The sequence below is a fragment of the Limosilactobacillus urinaemulieris genome (assembly GCF_014838745.1).
GTDB classification, from domain to species: domain Bacteria; phylum Bacillota; class Bacilli; order Lactobacillales; family Lactobacillaceae; genus Limosilactobacillus; species Limosilactobacillus urinaemulieris.
The window spans coordinates 91526-106350 of sequence record NZ_JABUXR010000002.1 but is presented as its reverse complement, the minus strand read 5'-3'; the positions used below and the strand labels follow the sequence as shown (position 1 = coordinate 106350).

At 38.6% G+C, this 14825-nt stretch carries 16 protein-coding genes; 12 read left to right on the top strand and 4 right to left on the bottom strand.

Going from position 1 to position 14825, the window contains the following annotated elements:
- The 3 genes from HUK45_RS01555 (at window position 1) to HUK45_RS01545 (ending at window position 1472) form a co-directional block, all read left to right on the top strand.
- Window positions 1-345: an endolytic transglycosylase MltG gene (locus tag HUK45_RS01555; protein ID WP_191910780.1), complete on the top strand. Its 345-nt coding sequence runs from the start codon at window positions 1-3 to the stop codon at window positions 343-345.
- 82 nt (window positions 346-427) lie between these two features.
- Complete coding sequence (gene greA / locus HUK45_RS01550; RefSeq protein WP_191910779.1) at window positions 428-904, top strand: transcription elongation factor GreA; 477 nt, start codon at window positions 428-430, stop codon at window positions 902-904.
- Between the two features lie 169 nt (window positions 905-1073).
- On the top strand, window positions 1074-1472 hold the full coding sequence (locus HUK45_RS01545) for a HesB/YadR/YfhF family protein (protein WP_102169466.1): 399 nt from the start codon (window positions 1074-1076) through the stop codon (window positions 1470-1472).
- A 74-nt stretch (window positions 1473-1546) separates the two neighbouring features.
- On the opposite strand, the gene HUK45_RS01540 is transcribed toward HUK45_RS01545, so the two are convergent.
- The gene (locus HUK45_RS01540) at window positions 1547-4174 is read right to left on the bottom strand and encodes a YfhO family protein (protein WP_191910778.1); all 2628 of its coding nucleotides are present in this window, start codon (window positions 4172-4174) and stop codon (window positions 1547-1549) included.
- A 186-nt stretch (window positions 4175-4360) separates the two neighbouring features.
- On the opposite strand from HUK45_RS01540, the gene HUK45_RS01535 reads away from it, so the two are divergent.
- The 7 genes from HUK45_RS01535 to HUK45_RS01505 all read left to right on the top strand — a co-directional run bounded on the left by HUK45_RS01535 (window position 4361) and on the right by HUK45_RS01505 (window position 9730).
- Window positions 4361-6442, top strand: a complete 2082-nt coding sequence (locus tag HUK45_RS01535; protein WP_191910777.1) for a peptidoglycan D,D-transpeptidase FtsI family protein — start codon at window positions 4361-4363, stop codon at window positions 6440-6442.
- Window positions 6443-6577: 135 nt separating this feature from the next.
- On the top strand, window positions 6578-6727 hold the full coding sequence (gene rpmG / locus HUK45_RS01530; RefSeq protein ID WP_003717302.1) for a 50S ribosomal protein L33: 150 nt from the start codon (window positions 6578-6580) through the stop codon (window positions 6725-6727).
- 118 nt (window positions 6728-6845) lie between these two features.
- Window positions 6846-7403 carry a 5-formyltetrahydrofolate cyclo-ligase gene (locus HUK45_RS01525; RefSeq protein ID WP_191910776.1) on the top strand — a complete coding sequence of 186 codons (558 nt, stop codon included), beginning with the start codon at window positions 6846-6848 and terminating at the stop codon, window positions 7401-7403.
- Entirely contained in the window at window positions 7403-8065 is a 663-nt protein-coding gene (locus tag HUK45_RS01520) for a rhomboid family intramembrane serine protease (RefSeq protein ID WP_102169470.1), read from the top strand. The genes HUK45_RS01525 and HUK45_RS01520 overlap by 1 nt, the downstream gene beginning before the upstream one ends.
- A gap of 6 nt (window positions 8066-8071) precedes the next feature.
- Entirely contained in the window at window positions 8072-8308 is a 237-nt protein-coding gene (locus HUK45_RS01515; RefSeq protein WP_003717305.1) for a YqgQ family protein, read from the top strand.
- A gap of 27 nt (window positions 8309-8335) precedes the next feature.
- Complete coding sequence (locus HUK45_RS01510) at window positions 8336-9298, top strand: ROK family glucokinase (RefSeq protein ID WP_191910775.1); 963 nt, start codon at window positions 8336-8338, stop codon at window positions 9296-9298.
- 18 nt (window positions 9299-9316) lie between these two features.
- Entirely contained in the window at window positions 9317-9730 is a 414-nt protein-coding gene (locus tag HUK45_RS01505; RefSeq protein ID WP_191910774.1) for a rhodanese-like domain-containing protein, read from the top strand.
- A 164-nt stretch (window positions 9731-9894) separates the two neighbouring features.
- Here the strand turns inward: HUK45_RS01505 and HUK45_RS01500 are convergent, their stop codons facing one another.
- On the bottom strand, window positions 9895-10071 hold the full coding sequence (locus HUK45_RS01500) for a DUF3042 family protein (protein ID WP_102169472.1): 177 nt from the start codon (window positions 10069-10071) through the stop codon (window positions 9895-9897).
- 101 nt (window positions 10072-10172) lie between these two features.
- On the opposite strand from HUK45_RS01500, the gene miaA reads away from it, so the two are divergent.
- Window positions 10173-11096 (top strand): tRNA (adenosine(37)-N6)-dimethylallyltransferase MiaA, encoded by a 924-nt coding sequence (gene miaA, locus HUK45_RS01495; RefSeq protein WP_191910773.1) that lies wholly within the window; start codon window positions 10173-10175, stop codon window positions 11094-11096.
- A 238-nt stretch (window positions 11097-11334) separates the two neighbouring features.
- Window positions 11335-12678 (top strand): type I glutamate--ammonia ligase, encoded by a 1344-nt coding sequence (glnA, locus tag HUK45_RS01490; protein WP_191910772.1) that lies wholly within the window; start codon window positions 11335-11337, stop codon window positions 12676-12678.
- Between the two features lie 89 nt (window positions 12679-12767).
- Here the strand turns inward: glnA and HUK45_RS01485 are convergent, their stop codons facing one another.
- A complete protein-coding gene (locus HUK45_RS01485) occupies window positions 12768-13934 on the bottom strand; it encodes a tyrosine-type recombinase/integrase (RefSeq protein WP_191910771.1) in 1167 nt (388 codons plus the stop codon).
- A gap of 239 nt (window positions 13935-14173) precedes the next feature.
- Window positions 14174-14818, bottom strand: a complete 645-nt coding sequence (locus tag HUK45_RS01480) for a hypothetical protein (RefSeq protein ID WP_191910770.1) — start codon at window positions 14816-14818, stop codon at window positions 14174-14176.
- Between the last annotated feature and the right edge of the window lie 7 nt (window positions 14819-14825).

The window sequence follows — 14825 nt, the reverse complement described above, 5'->3', positions numbered from 1 at the left end:
ATGACTAACGAAAAATTACATCGCCAAAATCGGGTTGTTCTAATTATTCTAGTTCTTTTAACTTGTTGTGGCTTAGGGATCCATCAATATTTTAACTACGCTTTAAGACCGGTCGATCCTTCGGCAAATCAGGTGTTAAGCGTTAAAATACCGCAGGGTGCGACTGATCATCAAGTAGGTGTGATTTTAAAAAAGAAACGATTAGTGCGGAGTAGTTTTGTCTGTGACTACTATTTGCAAACTCATAAGGAATCAGGAGTAAAGGCTGGAACATTTAAGTTGAAGGCTTCGTACTCAACACCGCAGATTGTTAGTCTTTTGCAGGAATCTCGTGAAAGTCATTAAAAATATTTTTAGGATAATTATTTACATTTACCTAAACAAATGGTAATTTACCAATGGATATAAGATAGGAGTGTGTAATTAAATGGCTGAAGAAAAAACTTTTCCAATGACGCTGGAAGGAAAACAAAAACTTGAACAAGAACTTGAAGACCTTAAAATGAAGCGTCGTCCAGAAGTTATCAAGCGAATTAAGATTGCGCGAAGTTATGGTGACCTTTCTGAAAACTCTGAATATGAATCTGCAAAGGATGAACAAGCCTTTGTTGAAGGACGAATTTCACAGATTGAAAATATGCTTCAATATGCTGAAATCATTGATAATGAAGACGTTGATAAAGATGAAGTATCAATGGGACGGAAAGTAACAATCAAGGAACTTCCCGACGAAGAACCAGAAAGTTACCAAATTGTTGGGGAATCAGAATCTGACCCATTTAACGGTAAGATTTCTAATGAGTCACCAATGGCTAAGGGACTTCTTGGCCACAAGGTCGGCGAAGAGGTTGAAATTGAAATTCCTAACGGCACGATGAAGGTTAAAATTTTGAGTGTAGAATAGTCAAATTAACCTTAATATATTTGAGGTCCAAATTCCGCAAGGGGAGTTTGGACCTTTTATGATCAGTTGTCTAATCTATTAAGTTTTAGCTTTATTAACCGAAAATGATATCTTTCTTCCTAATGAAAGTGCTATCATAAAGTATGGTAATCGAAGGGATGTGAAGTTAATGAAAATGATTATAACCGATGCTGCAGATAATTGGTTTAGAACTAACTTAAGCTTGGAAAATGGCGGTGGAGTAAAGTTCTACGGGAAAACTTATGGTTCAACTGAAGTTCACCATGGCTTTTCACAGGGCTTTACACGTGAGGATGTTCCTGTTTCACCAATTCTTGAAGTAAAGAAGGGTAACGTTAATTATCATATTGATAACCTTGATGAATGGTTTTTCAAGGGATTAATAATGACGGTTGATTATGATGAAAAATCCGATGGTCCAATTTTCCATTTCAAGCATGAAGATGGTGACTCAACACCTGATGTTGCTGGATTAGATAAAGACTCTGATGATCATGCAGATAGTAAGGCCGATGCTTCGACCGGTGCTTCTGCACAATGGAAATAGATAATCAAAAGAAAAAAGCGGGGACGTATATAGGGGCTAATATAGCCCTCTAGTTTACGTTCCTGCTTTTCCCTTTAGTGGCGACGCAAGCTAAATTTAATTAAGAAGAATGCTGCTAATGAGCTTAGCACGCTAATAATCATTCCGGTGATTAAGTATGGTGGCCGGTAATGAAGAGTTACCTGATGGGTTCCTGGTTTAATCTTCAGTGCTAAGAATGTATTAATAACTTTTTGACATTTTACCGGATGACCATCAATTTTAGCATGCCAACCACGATCGTAGGGAATCGTTGTCATCAAAACTCCCTGATCCTGTTTAATATTTACTTTTCCGTTAAGAGTTGTTGCACTAGTATGAGTGAGCTTCAATGGAGACCGTTGCAAAACTTTGAGATCGTGATTAAATGCTTGTTGGTTAAGCCGGTACAAGCTCACATTTTGCATCCATAATTCCGCGTGTTTCAGATGGAAGGTAATTATGATCTTTTGCCCTTTTGGATGATGGGCAACATTCATAACGACTGTATCCCTGTATGTTTGATATTGACTAAAATGCCGATTATTAACCGTAATTGATGCATCATCCTTAACATTTGGTCCAACGGTTAAATAGTATGAATCATTGCTATTAGGGATGAATTCTAATTTGACGGTTGCTCCGGCAGACTTTTGTTCTTTTTCAAAAACGGTTCCGGTAATTTGTTTTGCACTTTGAACATTTTGGAAATCGACCTGATTAAAGTTTTGTATTTCAAATAATGGTTGTGGAGAGTTAGCTAAGTCTTGATAGATTTCAGACTGGTAAGCTACGGGATCATAAGTATCATGGCTTAAGTTGAGAATTCGTGAATTAGCACCAAACGCAATCGGTAATGCAGCTTTGTTTTTTCTTATTCCAATATTATTAGTTACTGCTACAGGTTCCTGAGTATTCCAATCAGGACGATAACCTGATAAGGGAAGAAATGGCGTTGAACGATTTGGATCAATAACTGCCATTGTATAGCGGAAACCTAATAACGAATCCGTTACTTGAGTACCATTATCATATGACACGAAGCCATCGCCGGCTGGTTGTCCAATTGCTCCCATGAATGTGGGGAGACTAGGAACAATCGTTGAGCCAAAGTGATCACCACCGTTAAAGCCGCTTTGCATAGGATCGTCTTTAGTTCGCATGAATGTTTTAGCAATTCGGTAGAAGTTCTGATCACTATTCTTAATCTTTGTAGTGGCGTTATTAAGTGCTGTGGTATACTCACTAAACTCGGTTTGACTGACATATGAGATTTGGTTGAGGGCAGTATAGGCGCTAGTTGAAACATCACAAATTGTGATCAGTACCAGTAAAAGATTATTTAAGCTTGGGGAAGCTGCATGAGGGATCGCTAAAAAGATAATACTGATAACTGCGATCCCTAGTCCGATTAATTTCTGACTGTTATTAATATAGGAAACAGTTAGGATTTCAACATATGCAAAAATTGCTAAGGTAACTATCAGTAAGGCTGCGAGTTGCCATTTTCCAGGCTGAAAACCTTTTTGAAGACAGGTAGCAGCAAGAAGAATTGTCCAAAAACAGAAGATAAATGAAAACCGTGAAGGGTACCATACCGGGAATTGGCCGATATGCCAAAAAAGGTCAAATGGTTCATAACAGAATGAGAGGATGAAAAAGATCGTAATGAGGAGAGCGAGGATTCGCTGACGAAGGTTGATATTACGGTTTAAAAAGTATAATCCGAAGCCAAACATCATTAGCATTCCCACATAAATATTTGCTTGGCCACTAGGCATTTGGTTAAAATTAAACGATCCGGGAACAAGCTTAGCAAGCAGTTTTAGCGGATTATATTCGAAGCGACTTTGAATATGGTTGTTAGTATAAGTTCCCTTACTTTGAAGGAGGGTATAGATGGTTGGTAGTAAGACGATACAGCTGATACCCGTAGCAATTAATGAAGAAACTACGTAGCGACTAAAAGCTCGCATTCGCTCTTGCCAATTATTAATTATTGGAAGTTGCCAGATGAAGAAAAGAATTGTAAATATGCAGATCATCCATGCCATGTAGTAGTTATCGATCATCATCACGGCAAGCCAACAAATATAGCAAGAAAATTTACGAGCAAAAATAACTTGATGAAGTCCCCAGATAACTAACGGTAAAATAATCATTGCATCAAGCCAGAGTAAGTTTAGCTGATTAGCAACAATCCAACCATTAAGGGCATAGGCGGTACTAAATGCAAGAATACGAATTCCGGTTTGTAGCTTAGTTTTTGTTAATAACCAGGCAAATGAAAGGCCAGAAAGCCCGTATTTTAATAGGGTTAACACCAAAACACCACTGGAAAGATGGGCAGCGGGGAAGAAGATAAGAATTAGGTTTAATGGGCTCCAAAGATAATAAGCATTTGTCCCCCACATCTCTCCGCCAAGGCCCTTACTAAATGAATAGATAAATTCACTTGAATGATACAGCAGGGTTCGCCGGAAGTAAGAGAAGAAATCAATGTATTGCTGTCCAAGGTCAACGGTTAGCAAACTATTTTGCCCAAATGGCGCCATTGAGCGATAGGCAAAATAGCCTCCCATTATAATCACGGGAAGAAGGAAACTGATTAATAAAATATGTTGTTTTTTAAGTTGAGAACGAAATTGCACAAAATGTCCTCCTAAATAAAATATCTTTGTCATTATATACCGAATTAATCCCCGATGAATATGAAGGTTCTGTTAAGTTTCTTTGATTTACCGATTTACATATTCATTTTTACAACAATAAAGTGTATGATGTCATTTTGGTAAGTCAGCTTTAACTGTCAAATGAAGTAAAATTTGCTACAATAGAATTCATCACGGTAAAAGGAGAAGTTTAATACTGTGAAGCTTTTTGATCGAATTACGAACTATTTTAGTTCAAATAAAGGTAAACATAAAAACGCTCAATCCATAATTCCCTCACGGTTGAACTTATTGCTTTGGATTGTCGGAATCTTGCTACTAATGCTTGCTGGTCGTTTATTTTACTTGCAAGTCCTTAACGGGTCATCCTATAAGGCGGAGGTTAAACGATCAGATACTACGATTCAAACAAATAATGTCCAGCGGGGGATGATTTACGATAGTCGCGGTAAGGTAATCGTTGGTAATCAAACGCACCAAGCAATTACTTATACTAAGAGCTCTGACGTAACCACTGATCAGCTTTATAAGATTGCTAATCGCTTAGGAAAGTACATTACCGTAAGTAACAGTGATACGCGGTTAACGGACCGGAATGAAGAAGATTACTACCTAGCAAATAAGGATAACCTCAAGCGAATTACTAAAAAGCTAAACCTCTCTAAGGATGCTAGTGATGATGATCAATATAATGCTGCATTAAAGTATTTAAAGAGTCATCCGAGTGAATGGCGATTGTCAAATCACGAGAAGAGTAATGCCCGGATATATGCTGCGATGACCGGAGCATATTCGCTATCAACAACTTACATCAAAAAGTCTGGAGTTACTAGTAAAGAGCTTGCAGAAGTTGGTGAACACTTAAACCAGATGCCTGGTGTAAAAATCGGAACGGCTTGGACAAGAAACTATCCCCAAGGGAAGGATTTCCAATCACTAACCGGGACTGTTTCGACAACCGGACTACCAAGTGACCAGGTTAATAGTTTGCTTTCGCAAGGCTATTCCAGAAGTGATAGTGTGGGTCAAAGTTACTTGGAAAAGATGTTTCAGGGAACTCTAGCTGGTTCAAAATCACAGACACAGGTGACTACTAGTGGAAATAAGGTAACTGATGAGGTAGTTAAGTATCCTGGTAAGAAGGGGGATAACCTTGTCTTAACGATTAATTCTAAGTTCCAAAAACGTGTTCAAGAAATTTTGAAACAGAATTACTCTTCGGCAGGGATTCAATACTCGTCAGGTGTTTACGCAGTAGTAATGAATCCGCATACTGGGGCAATTTATGCTATGGCTGGAATTGACCGGGATATTAAGACTGGTAAACAAACCGTTGATGAGATTGGAGCAATTAACCACCCGATTACAATGGGATCTGTTGTTAAGGGTGCTACTATTATGGGTGGTTTAATGAGTGGTGTTATTACACCAACCAATAATACCTTGACCGATCAACCAATTAAGGTTGCGGGGACCTCAACGAAGAGTTCGTGGTTCAATAAAACTGGTTCTGCTAACATGGCTTTAAGTGCTCCAATGGCACTAGAAGTTTCATCAAACTCCTACATGATGCAATTAATCATGAAGGAGGGCGGAATGAATTATAAACCAGGTGCCCAGTTAACATTGAAACCAAGTATTTTTGCTAAGGAACGCCAATACTTTAACATGTTTGGTTTGGGGCAAAAGACAGGAATTGATCTGCCGGGAGAAACAGCTGGTTATAATGGGCCGTCGACTCAGGCGCATATTGGTTCAGCACTTGACTTATCATACGGGAACTATGATGGTTATACTGTTATTCAGCTGGCTCAATATATGTCAACGATCGCTAATGGTGGGAACCGGATGCGGCCGTATGTGGTTAAGGAAATTCGTGGTAGCAAGTCTAATGGTAAGCTAGGAAGAGTTGAATCCACAACCCAACCACAGGTTCAATTTACAATTCCTGCTTCAAAGGAAGATTTTGATCTAGTACGTCAGGGACTGTATCAGGTTACTCACGGAACGAGTTCTTACGTAACTGCTAAGTCCTTGGGAAGTGCTAAACCATCTATTTCAGGGAAGACGGGGACTGCTGAAACTGTTACTAATGGTCATCAGACCTCAACAATTAGTTTTGCCGGTTACTCGCCGTCTAAGAACCCTCAAGTTGTTGTTGCTCTTGCAATTCCGGGAGTAACTAATGAAAATGGTGGTGCTAACTTGAACATGGCTAAGCAAATATTCAGTGCTTATTGGAAGATGGTTCAGGATTCTAAGAGTACCAGTAATGACTAGTCGCTAGGTTATCTGTCAAGTATTTTTCCTTAACAATTATCACAAAAGACTGGTCAAACTAGTTAATTAATGATATAGTTGTACGAGTTAGGGTTAATAACCACGTTAAATAATAAAAAATAGGAGGTCATGACAATGCGTGTCAACATTATCCTTGAATGCACATCATGCCACGAACGGACTTACTTAACTAGTAAGAACCGTCGTCACAATCCCGACCGTCTTGAATTAAACAAGTACTGCCCTCGGGAACGTAAGGTTACTTTACACCGTGAAACTAAGTAATAAAAAAGCACCTTTTTAGGTGCCTTTTTTATTACTTAGTGAAAAAACGCTTGCATAAATAGTCATGAGCTGTGATAATTATAGATTGAAAACGTTTAAAAGGAGAGATTGTAGGATAATGACGTATTCAAAGAAGGAGTTGCGTCAGGCGTATATCGCACGACTGCAACAACTTGATCTTAATACGCGTTTACATGAAGAAAAAAGATTAACTTCAATGCTATTTGACCAACCCGAGTGGATGAATGCTAAGGTTATCGCAACAACGTTAAGTCAGTCCTTAGAATTGGATACTTCTCTAATCATACTTCATGCTCGTCATGAGAACCGTCAAATTGTTGTCCCACGAACCTTGCCAGATCGTCAAATGGAGTTTGTGGCGTTGAATGAAGATACCGAATTTGTGGAAACAACTTTTGGTATTTTAGAACCAAAAAATGGTCGAGTGTACCAACCCGATGAAATTGATCTAATGATTGTTCCAGGGGTTGCATTTACTCTGTCTGGTCGTCGGATTGGTTTTGGCGGGGGATACTATGATCGTTACTTAGACCAATATGATGGTGATACGGTCTCACTATCTTTTACTACCCAATTAGCAAACGAAAATGAGTGGCAAAGTGATCAATACGACAGACATGTCAATAAAGTGCTTTCTTTACCGGAGACTGATTAATGAGGGATCAAATTTGGCGAAGAGCACCAGTAACCGTTGTCCTCTTGATTATTCAGATAGTTGCATTTATTATAATGACACTATTAGGCGGTTCAACGAATTCTAGTGTTCTAATAGAGTGTGGTGCGCGAGTTACGTCCTTGATCCATGAGGGTCAATGGTGGCGGTTGATAACACCGGTATTTCTCCATATCGGCATTGCTCACTTAATTATTAATAGTATTACCCTTTATTTCTTGGGAATGTATATTGAGGAACTGTTCAGTCATTGGCGAATGCTGGTGATTTATTTGGTGAGTGCTTTTACCGGGAACTTGGCAAGTGCTTATTTCTTGCCTAATACAATTTCAGCCGGTGCGAGTACGGCACTTTTCGGCTTGTTTGGAGCATTCTTAATGTTAGGGGAATCATTTCACGATAACGAATTAATTCAGGACTTAAGCCGACAATTCTTGGTTTTAGTCGGAATTAACATCGTGATGGACTTCTTCCTTCCTGGAGTGGATCTTGCCGGACATATTGGTGGCCTTCTCGGTGGATTTTTAATATCATATGTTGTTGGTGCGCCGTTTGTCGGGCACGTTCGCCTTTATAAACGGATGATTGGCAGTGTTGTATTATTCTTTGGCATTATTACTATGATAATTGCAATTGGCAGGTGATTTAAGGTGACACGACCGCGAGAATATCGAACTCTATATGATGTTCAACAGTTGCTAAAGGAATTTAATGTTTATGTCTATGTTGGTAAACGGTTATATGATATTGAGTTAATTGCGATCGAGCTGGATCACTTATATCAAGCTGGGGTTGTTGATAACGCGACCTACATGAAAGCAAAAATCGTTCTTCGGAAAGAACATCGTGAAGAAGAACTGCGTGAAAAAAACGGAACAGCAATTTAAGTTGTTAATAAGAAAGGAAATGAAAAAATGGCTAAAAAATTAATTGGTGTTGATCTTGGTGGAACTACTATTAAGTTTGCGATCTTAACTGAAAATGGTGAAATTCAACAAAAGTGGTCTTTACGGACTAATATTTTAGATGAAGGTTCACACATTGTTCCTGATATTATTGATTCAATTAACCACCACCTTGACTTGTACAAGATGGATCGTGATCAATTTGTTGGTATTGGAATGGGAACTCCAGGTACAATTGACCGTGATAAGGGAACTGTTGTTGGTGCTTATAACCTTAACTGGAAGACTACTCAAAAAGTTAAGGAACAAATTGAAGAAGGAACTGGCATGAAGTTCTCTCTTGACAATGATGCTAACGTGGCTGCCCTCGGTGAACGCTGGAAGGGTGCTGGTAATGAAGGTGATGACGTTGCCTTCATGACACTTGGTACTGGTGTTGGGGGTGGATTAATCTCCAACGGCAAGTTAGTTCACGGTATGGTCGGTGCTGGTGGTGAAGTTGGTCACATGATCGTAAAGCCTAATGGGTACCTTTGTACTTGTGGTAATCGTGGCTGCCTTGAACAATATGCTTCCGCTACTGGGATTGTTCACATTGCTCAGGACAAGGCTGAAGAATATGAAGGTGACAGCCGCCTAAAGGCAATGATTGGTAATGGTGACGAAATTACTGCTAAGATTGTCTTTGATTTAGCTAAGCAAAACGACTACTTAGCAAACACCGTTGTTGATGAAGTTGCATTTTACCTAGGATTAGCTGCTGCTAACTTAAGTAATGCGCTTAACCCTGAATACCTTGTTATTGGTGGTGGTGTTTCCGCTGCTGGTGACTTCCTTTTGAAGCGGGTTAACGAAAACTTCAAGAAGTTTGCTTTCCCAACTGTCCGGACATCAACTCAATTGAAGTTAGCTGAACTTGGTAATGATGCTGGGGTTATCGGGGCTGCTTCTTTGGCTCGGCAATTCATGTAAAAAGTGAGGAGCGTTAACGTGGTTCTTGGAGTTAGTAATGGTTTATTAACCTTTAATATTGTTATTATCGTCCTTTTGCTTGCTTGGGGACTTACTTGGCTTTTCCAATACTACCGTCGGAAGAAGTATGCAACGGTTCTGGATCAAGATGCTTTTCATCAGGGGATGCGTAAAGCACAAGTGATCGATCTTCGGCAGCCCAATGACTTTAAGAAGGGGCATATCTTAGGGGCACGGAATTTACCATATATTTACTTGAAACAACAATATGGTGAATTACGTCCTGATCTTCCTGTATATATGTATGACCAAGGAATTGCAATTAGTACTCAAGCTGCTGCCTTTCTTGCTAAACATGGTTATCACCAACTGTACATCCTTAAGGGTGGCTATAATGATTGGAAAGGAAAGACTAAGAAGTCTAAGTATTAGGGCTTTGTATAGGTTTTGTTACCTAATTAAAAACGAATAGCGCAGTATGAAAATAGGGTTTCAGTGCTCGGCAAAGCCGAACTCTGAAACCCTATTTGTGCTTACGGGAGTTCAAACTAGCAAATTAGTTCTGTCCCACTCCCTTTTCTTTATAAGAGAATTGATTAAGCCTGGTGAGCTGAACGACTCTTTCGAGTGGCAGCTTTCCGGTTCTCATCAAATTTTTCTTCTTGATCTTCAATTGGTTTAACGACTGTCTTGTGGAAGGTGAATGCTCCGCTAGCAATTGCGGCGAGAGTACCGAAAGTTCCGATTAAGACACCCTTAGCAAAGTTTTTCATAATATATAACCTCCTCTTGTTACTATGTTACTTCTATTATGCAAGACTTAATGCCTTTTTACCAGTCAGAAGGATCAAAATTTATATTAAGGAGATAAAAAATGTCTAAAGTTGTGGCAATTGTTGGCCCTACAGCGGTAGGTAAAACTGCTCTATCAATCGAAATTGCAACTGCCTTTAATGGTGAAGTAATATCTGGTGACTCAATGCAAGTATATAGACACCTGGATATTGGAACAGCTAAGGTAACAGCTGAAGAAATGGCAGGAATTCCTCATCACTTAATTGATATTTGTGACGTTGATCAACAATATTCAGTTGCTAAATTTAAACGGGAAGCTAATTCTTGGATTGAAAAGATCAGTAATGCTAAACGGTTACCGTTAATCGTTGGTGGAACTGGATTTTATTTGCAGTCATTAACAAATAACCTTGCATTAGGTGGTCATCAAGATAATGCTCGCTCGGTAAAGATTCGCCAACATTGGCAAAAAAATTTAGAAGCAAATGGTGCCCATTACCTCTGGCAACAACTAGAAAAGAAGGACCATCAAGCAGCAATGACAATCCCTGAAAATAATTCACGGAGGGTGATTCGCGCATTGGAAGTAATTGAAACTAGTGGTCAACTATTCTCCCAACAACATCAGGCGCAATCAATGGATGACTTTCTACTGATTGGACTTACTACAGCGCGACCAGTATTATATGACCGCATCAATCATCGAGTTGATTTGATGATAAAAGCTGGATTAATCGATGAGGCTAAATGGTTATATGATCAGGGCGGAATTGAATTACCAGCCGGAAAGGGAATTGGTTATCATGAGTTATTTCCCTACTTTGCTGGTAAATGTTCTCTTGATGATGCTGTAAATAAAATTAAACAAGATTCACGCCATTATGCAAAACGACAGTTAACTTGGTTTAGAAATAAGATGGATGTTCACTGGTTTGACCTTGTAGGCGGTCAAAATAATACTAACGAAATTAAACAATTTATATCTTCCTGGTTAAAAAATTAAAGTTTTTGTGTTGATTTAGTTATAATCAGGTTAAAACGTTTTCAGTAAATTGACTTAATGATTTTCAATTGGTATCCTTAAGCAGTACTAAGGAAACAGGGTTACTTAATGAATACAAGTTATTTAATTTGGATTGGTCTAGTCTAAATTTTAAATTGAAACTGGCCAGTAAAATTATTATTTACTTTCTTTTATTAAGGAACCTGACTAAGGTGTCTTTAAGAAGGGAAATGAATTTATGGCTAGACATTTATATACCAAAGATGAAGTACGTCAAATGGTTAAAGATGAGGATATTCGCTTTTTGCGGGTGATGTTCACCGATTTGTTAGGAACAATTAAGAGTGTTGACTTACCGGTTAGCCAACTTGATAAATTAATGGATAATAAAATCATGTTTGATGGTTCTTCAATCGATGGTTTCGTGCGGATTGAGGAAAGTGACATGTACCTTTACCCTGATATGTCAACTTGGTTAGTCTTCCCTTGGGGAGCTGATCACGGAAAGGTTGCTCGGGTGATTTGCAGTGTTCACATGACAGATGGTACCCCATTCTCAGGTGACCCACGGAACAATCTCAAACGAGTTATAAAAGAAATGCAAAAGATGGGCTTTAATTCATTTAATATTGGCCCTGAACCAGAATTCTTCCTTTTTAAGACGGATGATAACGGTAATCCAACCACCAAGGTTAATGATTCCGAAAATTACTTTGATATGGAACCAGCTGATATTGGTGAAGATTGTCGGCGCGATATTGTCCTTGCATTAGAAAAGATGGGCTTTGATGTTGAAGCAGCTCACCACGAAGTTGCTCCTGGTCAGCATGAAGTTGATTTTAAGTACTCTAATGCACTTGAAGCGGCTGATAATATTCAAACATTTAAGCTGGTTGTTAAGACAATCGCTAAGAAGTACGGATTACACGCAACGTTTATGCCGAAGCCATTGTCTGGAATTAATGGTTCAGGAATGCACCTTAATATGTCACTCTTTACTCAAGATGGCAAAAATGCTTTCTATGATGAAAACGATAAGAACCAATTATCAGAAACTGCTTACCATTTCTTAGGTGGTTTGATGAAGCACGCACGGAGTTATACTGCGATTGTTAACCCAATTGTTAACTCTTATAAGCGGTTAGTTCCAGGTTATGAAGCACCGGTTTATGTTGCTTGGTCAACTTCTAATCGTTCACCATTGGTTCGAATTCCAAATGACCGAGGAATGGGAACTCGTCTTGAATTGCGGTCAGCTGATCCTGCAGCCAACCCATACTTAGCAATTGCTGCAGTTCTTAAAGCGGGACTTGATGGTCTACGGAATAACTTGCCACCAGTTCACAACGTTGATGAAAACATCTATGATATGACTGTTAAGGAACGGAAGAACAAGGGGATTGTTAACTTACCTGACACTTTACACAGTGCATTAAAGGACCTAGCTGATGATGAAGTGATTAAGAGCTCAATGGGTGAACACTTATACCAAAGCTTTGAAGAGGCTAAGACCCGTGAATATGATGCTTACCGTGCTCATGTTTCTGATTGGGAACGGCAACGGTACATGGAACAATATTAATAATAAATCTTCTAACTCCTTGGTATGATTGATATATCAACGATTATGAAGAGTTAAAGATAAGCCTTTGCAACAATTGTGCAACAAACTTACATCTTATTGAGTTTATTGCGCAGTTCTTGCTGGGCTTTTTTTGTTACATGCAAATAAACATCTCTGGTAATTTTGCTATTAGAATGTCCCACATTATGTTGAATTACATAAAGGGGTACTCCTAATTCAGCAAGTTTTGAAACGTGGGTGTGTCTAAAAGTGTGCGTTGTGATTATCTTACCGAGGTCATGCTTTTTCCTAAATGAATTTAAACAATTATTAGCATGTTGCACGGAGTAGGGGTAACCATCCTTGTCTGTAAATAAGAAGTCATTTCTCTTCTTGCCTTTAGCGTGTTGCTGATAAATCTCAATGGCTCGATCAGATAGGGCAATCTCTCGAAAACTAGAATCTGTCTTTGGTACATCTTGTTTAATATAATTTTGCTTAGGGCCATTATCGTATAGTAAGGTTCCATTCACATGTACCAGCTTCTCTTTGAGATCAATATCTTTTAGATAAAGGGATGCCGCTTCTCCAAAACGCATACCCGTTAGATATTGCCATTCAAACATATCAGCGAAATCAGGTTGTACCTTTCTGAAGTAGTTGAGAAGAATGCTAAGTTCGTCTTCATCAAGATATTTCTGTTCAATTAGTGAACGATGGTTCTCTTTAGGCCAAGCAATATGCACATTCTTGAAAGGATTTTCTTTAATGAATTGCTTTCTTACAGCATAATTGAACATCATGCTTACTCGAGCATAATATATCTTTAAGCCGCTAATTGATCGAATGTTGCAACTTCCCTTGTATGATTTATTCTTTTGTTTCTTCTGAACTTCGCTAATCATGTTGTCAAAATGGTTAGTTAGCATTAGAGAAGTTAAGTTAGATAATTTTGCTTCCTGGTCAAAGTGCTGAAAGAATATCTTGTAAGAATTGCGGTAAGTCCTTCTTGAGTTCAGTCGCCAACTATCTTTCTTCTCATTCCAGTATGTGTTATATAGCTCGCCTAACGTCATCTGACGGTGCTTATTGTGTTCCCCGGTAATACTTGCTAGCTTAGCATTAATCTTCTTATCGAGGGCAATCTGAGCTTCGTGACGGGTAACTCTTGTATTGCGATCAGCGATTACAGTTGCGGTTCGCCATTTATCTGTAAGTGGATCCTTATAGCGTTGACCAAAGCGCCACTTATTTTTGTATTTCCTTGGAAACATAGTCTCACCTCCTTTCATCGTACATACGTTCTTTTTGTTTTCTTTTTAAACCGCTCCACTAATTATGGTGGGGCGGTTATTTTTATTTCTTGATACTTTTTAAACCGGTCGATTTCGACTGGTTTAAATTTATTCGTCTAGCTTTATCTTGTCACTGATATAAGAGCAGTTTGCAATAGACATACCATCAAATTCAACCCTGGTCCTGTTAGTGTTGCCGCACTAGCAGGCCTTTTTAATTATTCACCTATATAGCGATTTCCACAGAACTTCATAAACCAGTTAGGTTGATTACTACTTTGAATTTTCACGCCCATTTTATCTAGGCCAGTTGAATTATAGTTAGCACCACCAAGACTATATGCAGTAGATTGTTTAAGAATGGAAGAACGATCATCTAGCATTTTATTTAGAGACGGCATCTTGCTAAAGCCTGAGCTTGTGTATAATACAGCAAATCCATTAAGTGGCCCATCGTTTGGAGTAGGCTGATAAATAATTACTCCTTTATCTGCAACACCGTTTTTAGCGTCTTTGGCAAACTTAAAACATTGATCAAAAAGGTTAGCGGCGTTTGCAGTTTTTGTGTCTCCAAAGTTAACGGCATTTTTCTTTAAAGTAATCAGCATATATCCATTGTACTTTTTGACATTTTTAATTTGAGTATCTTCATCGGTAACATGTTCATTTACTGAAGAAATATCATCCCAATTGCTAGCACCTGCACTCCAGTCTGTGTCTATGTGGCCAAAATATAAAACCATAATTCCAAATAGTATTAGAATGGTTCCCACAATGCGTCCTAATTTTGGGCTTCTTTTGCTCCGAAATATAATTACCCCTAAAGCAACTAAAACAATAAAGCTTACAATATAAAAAAACATTTTTAAA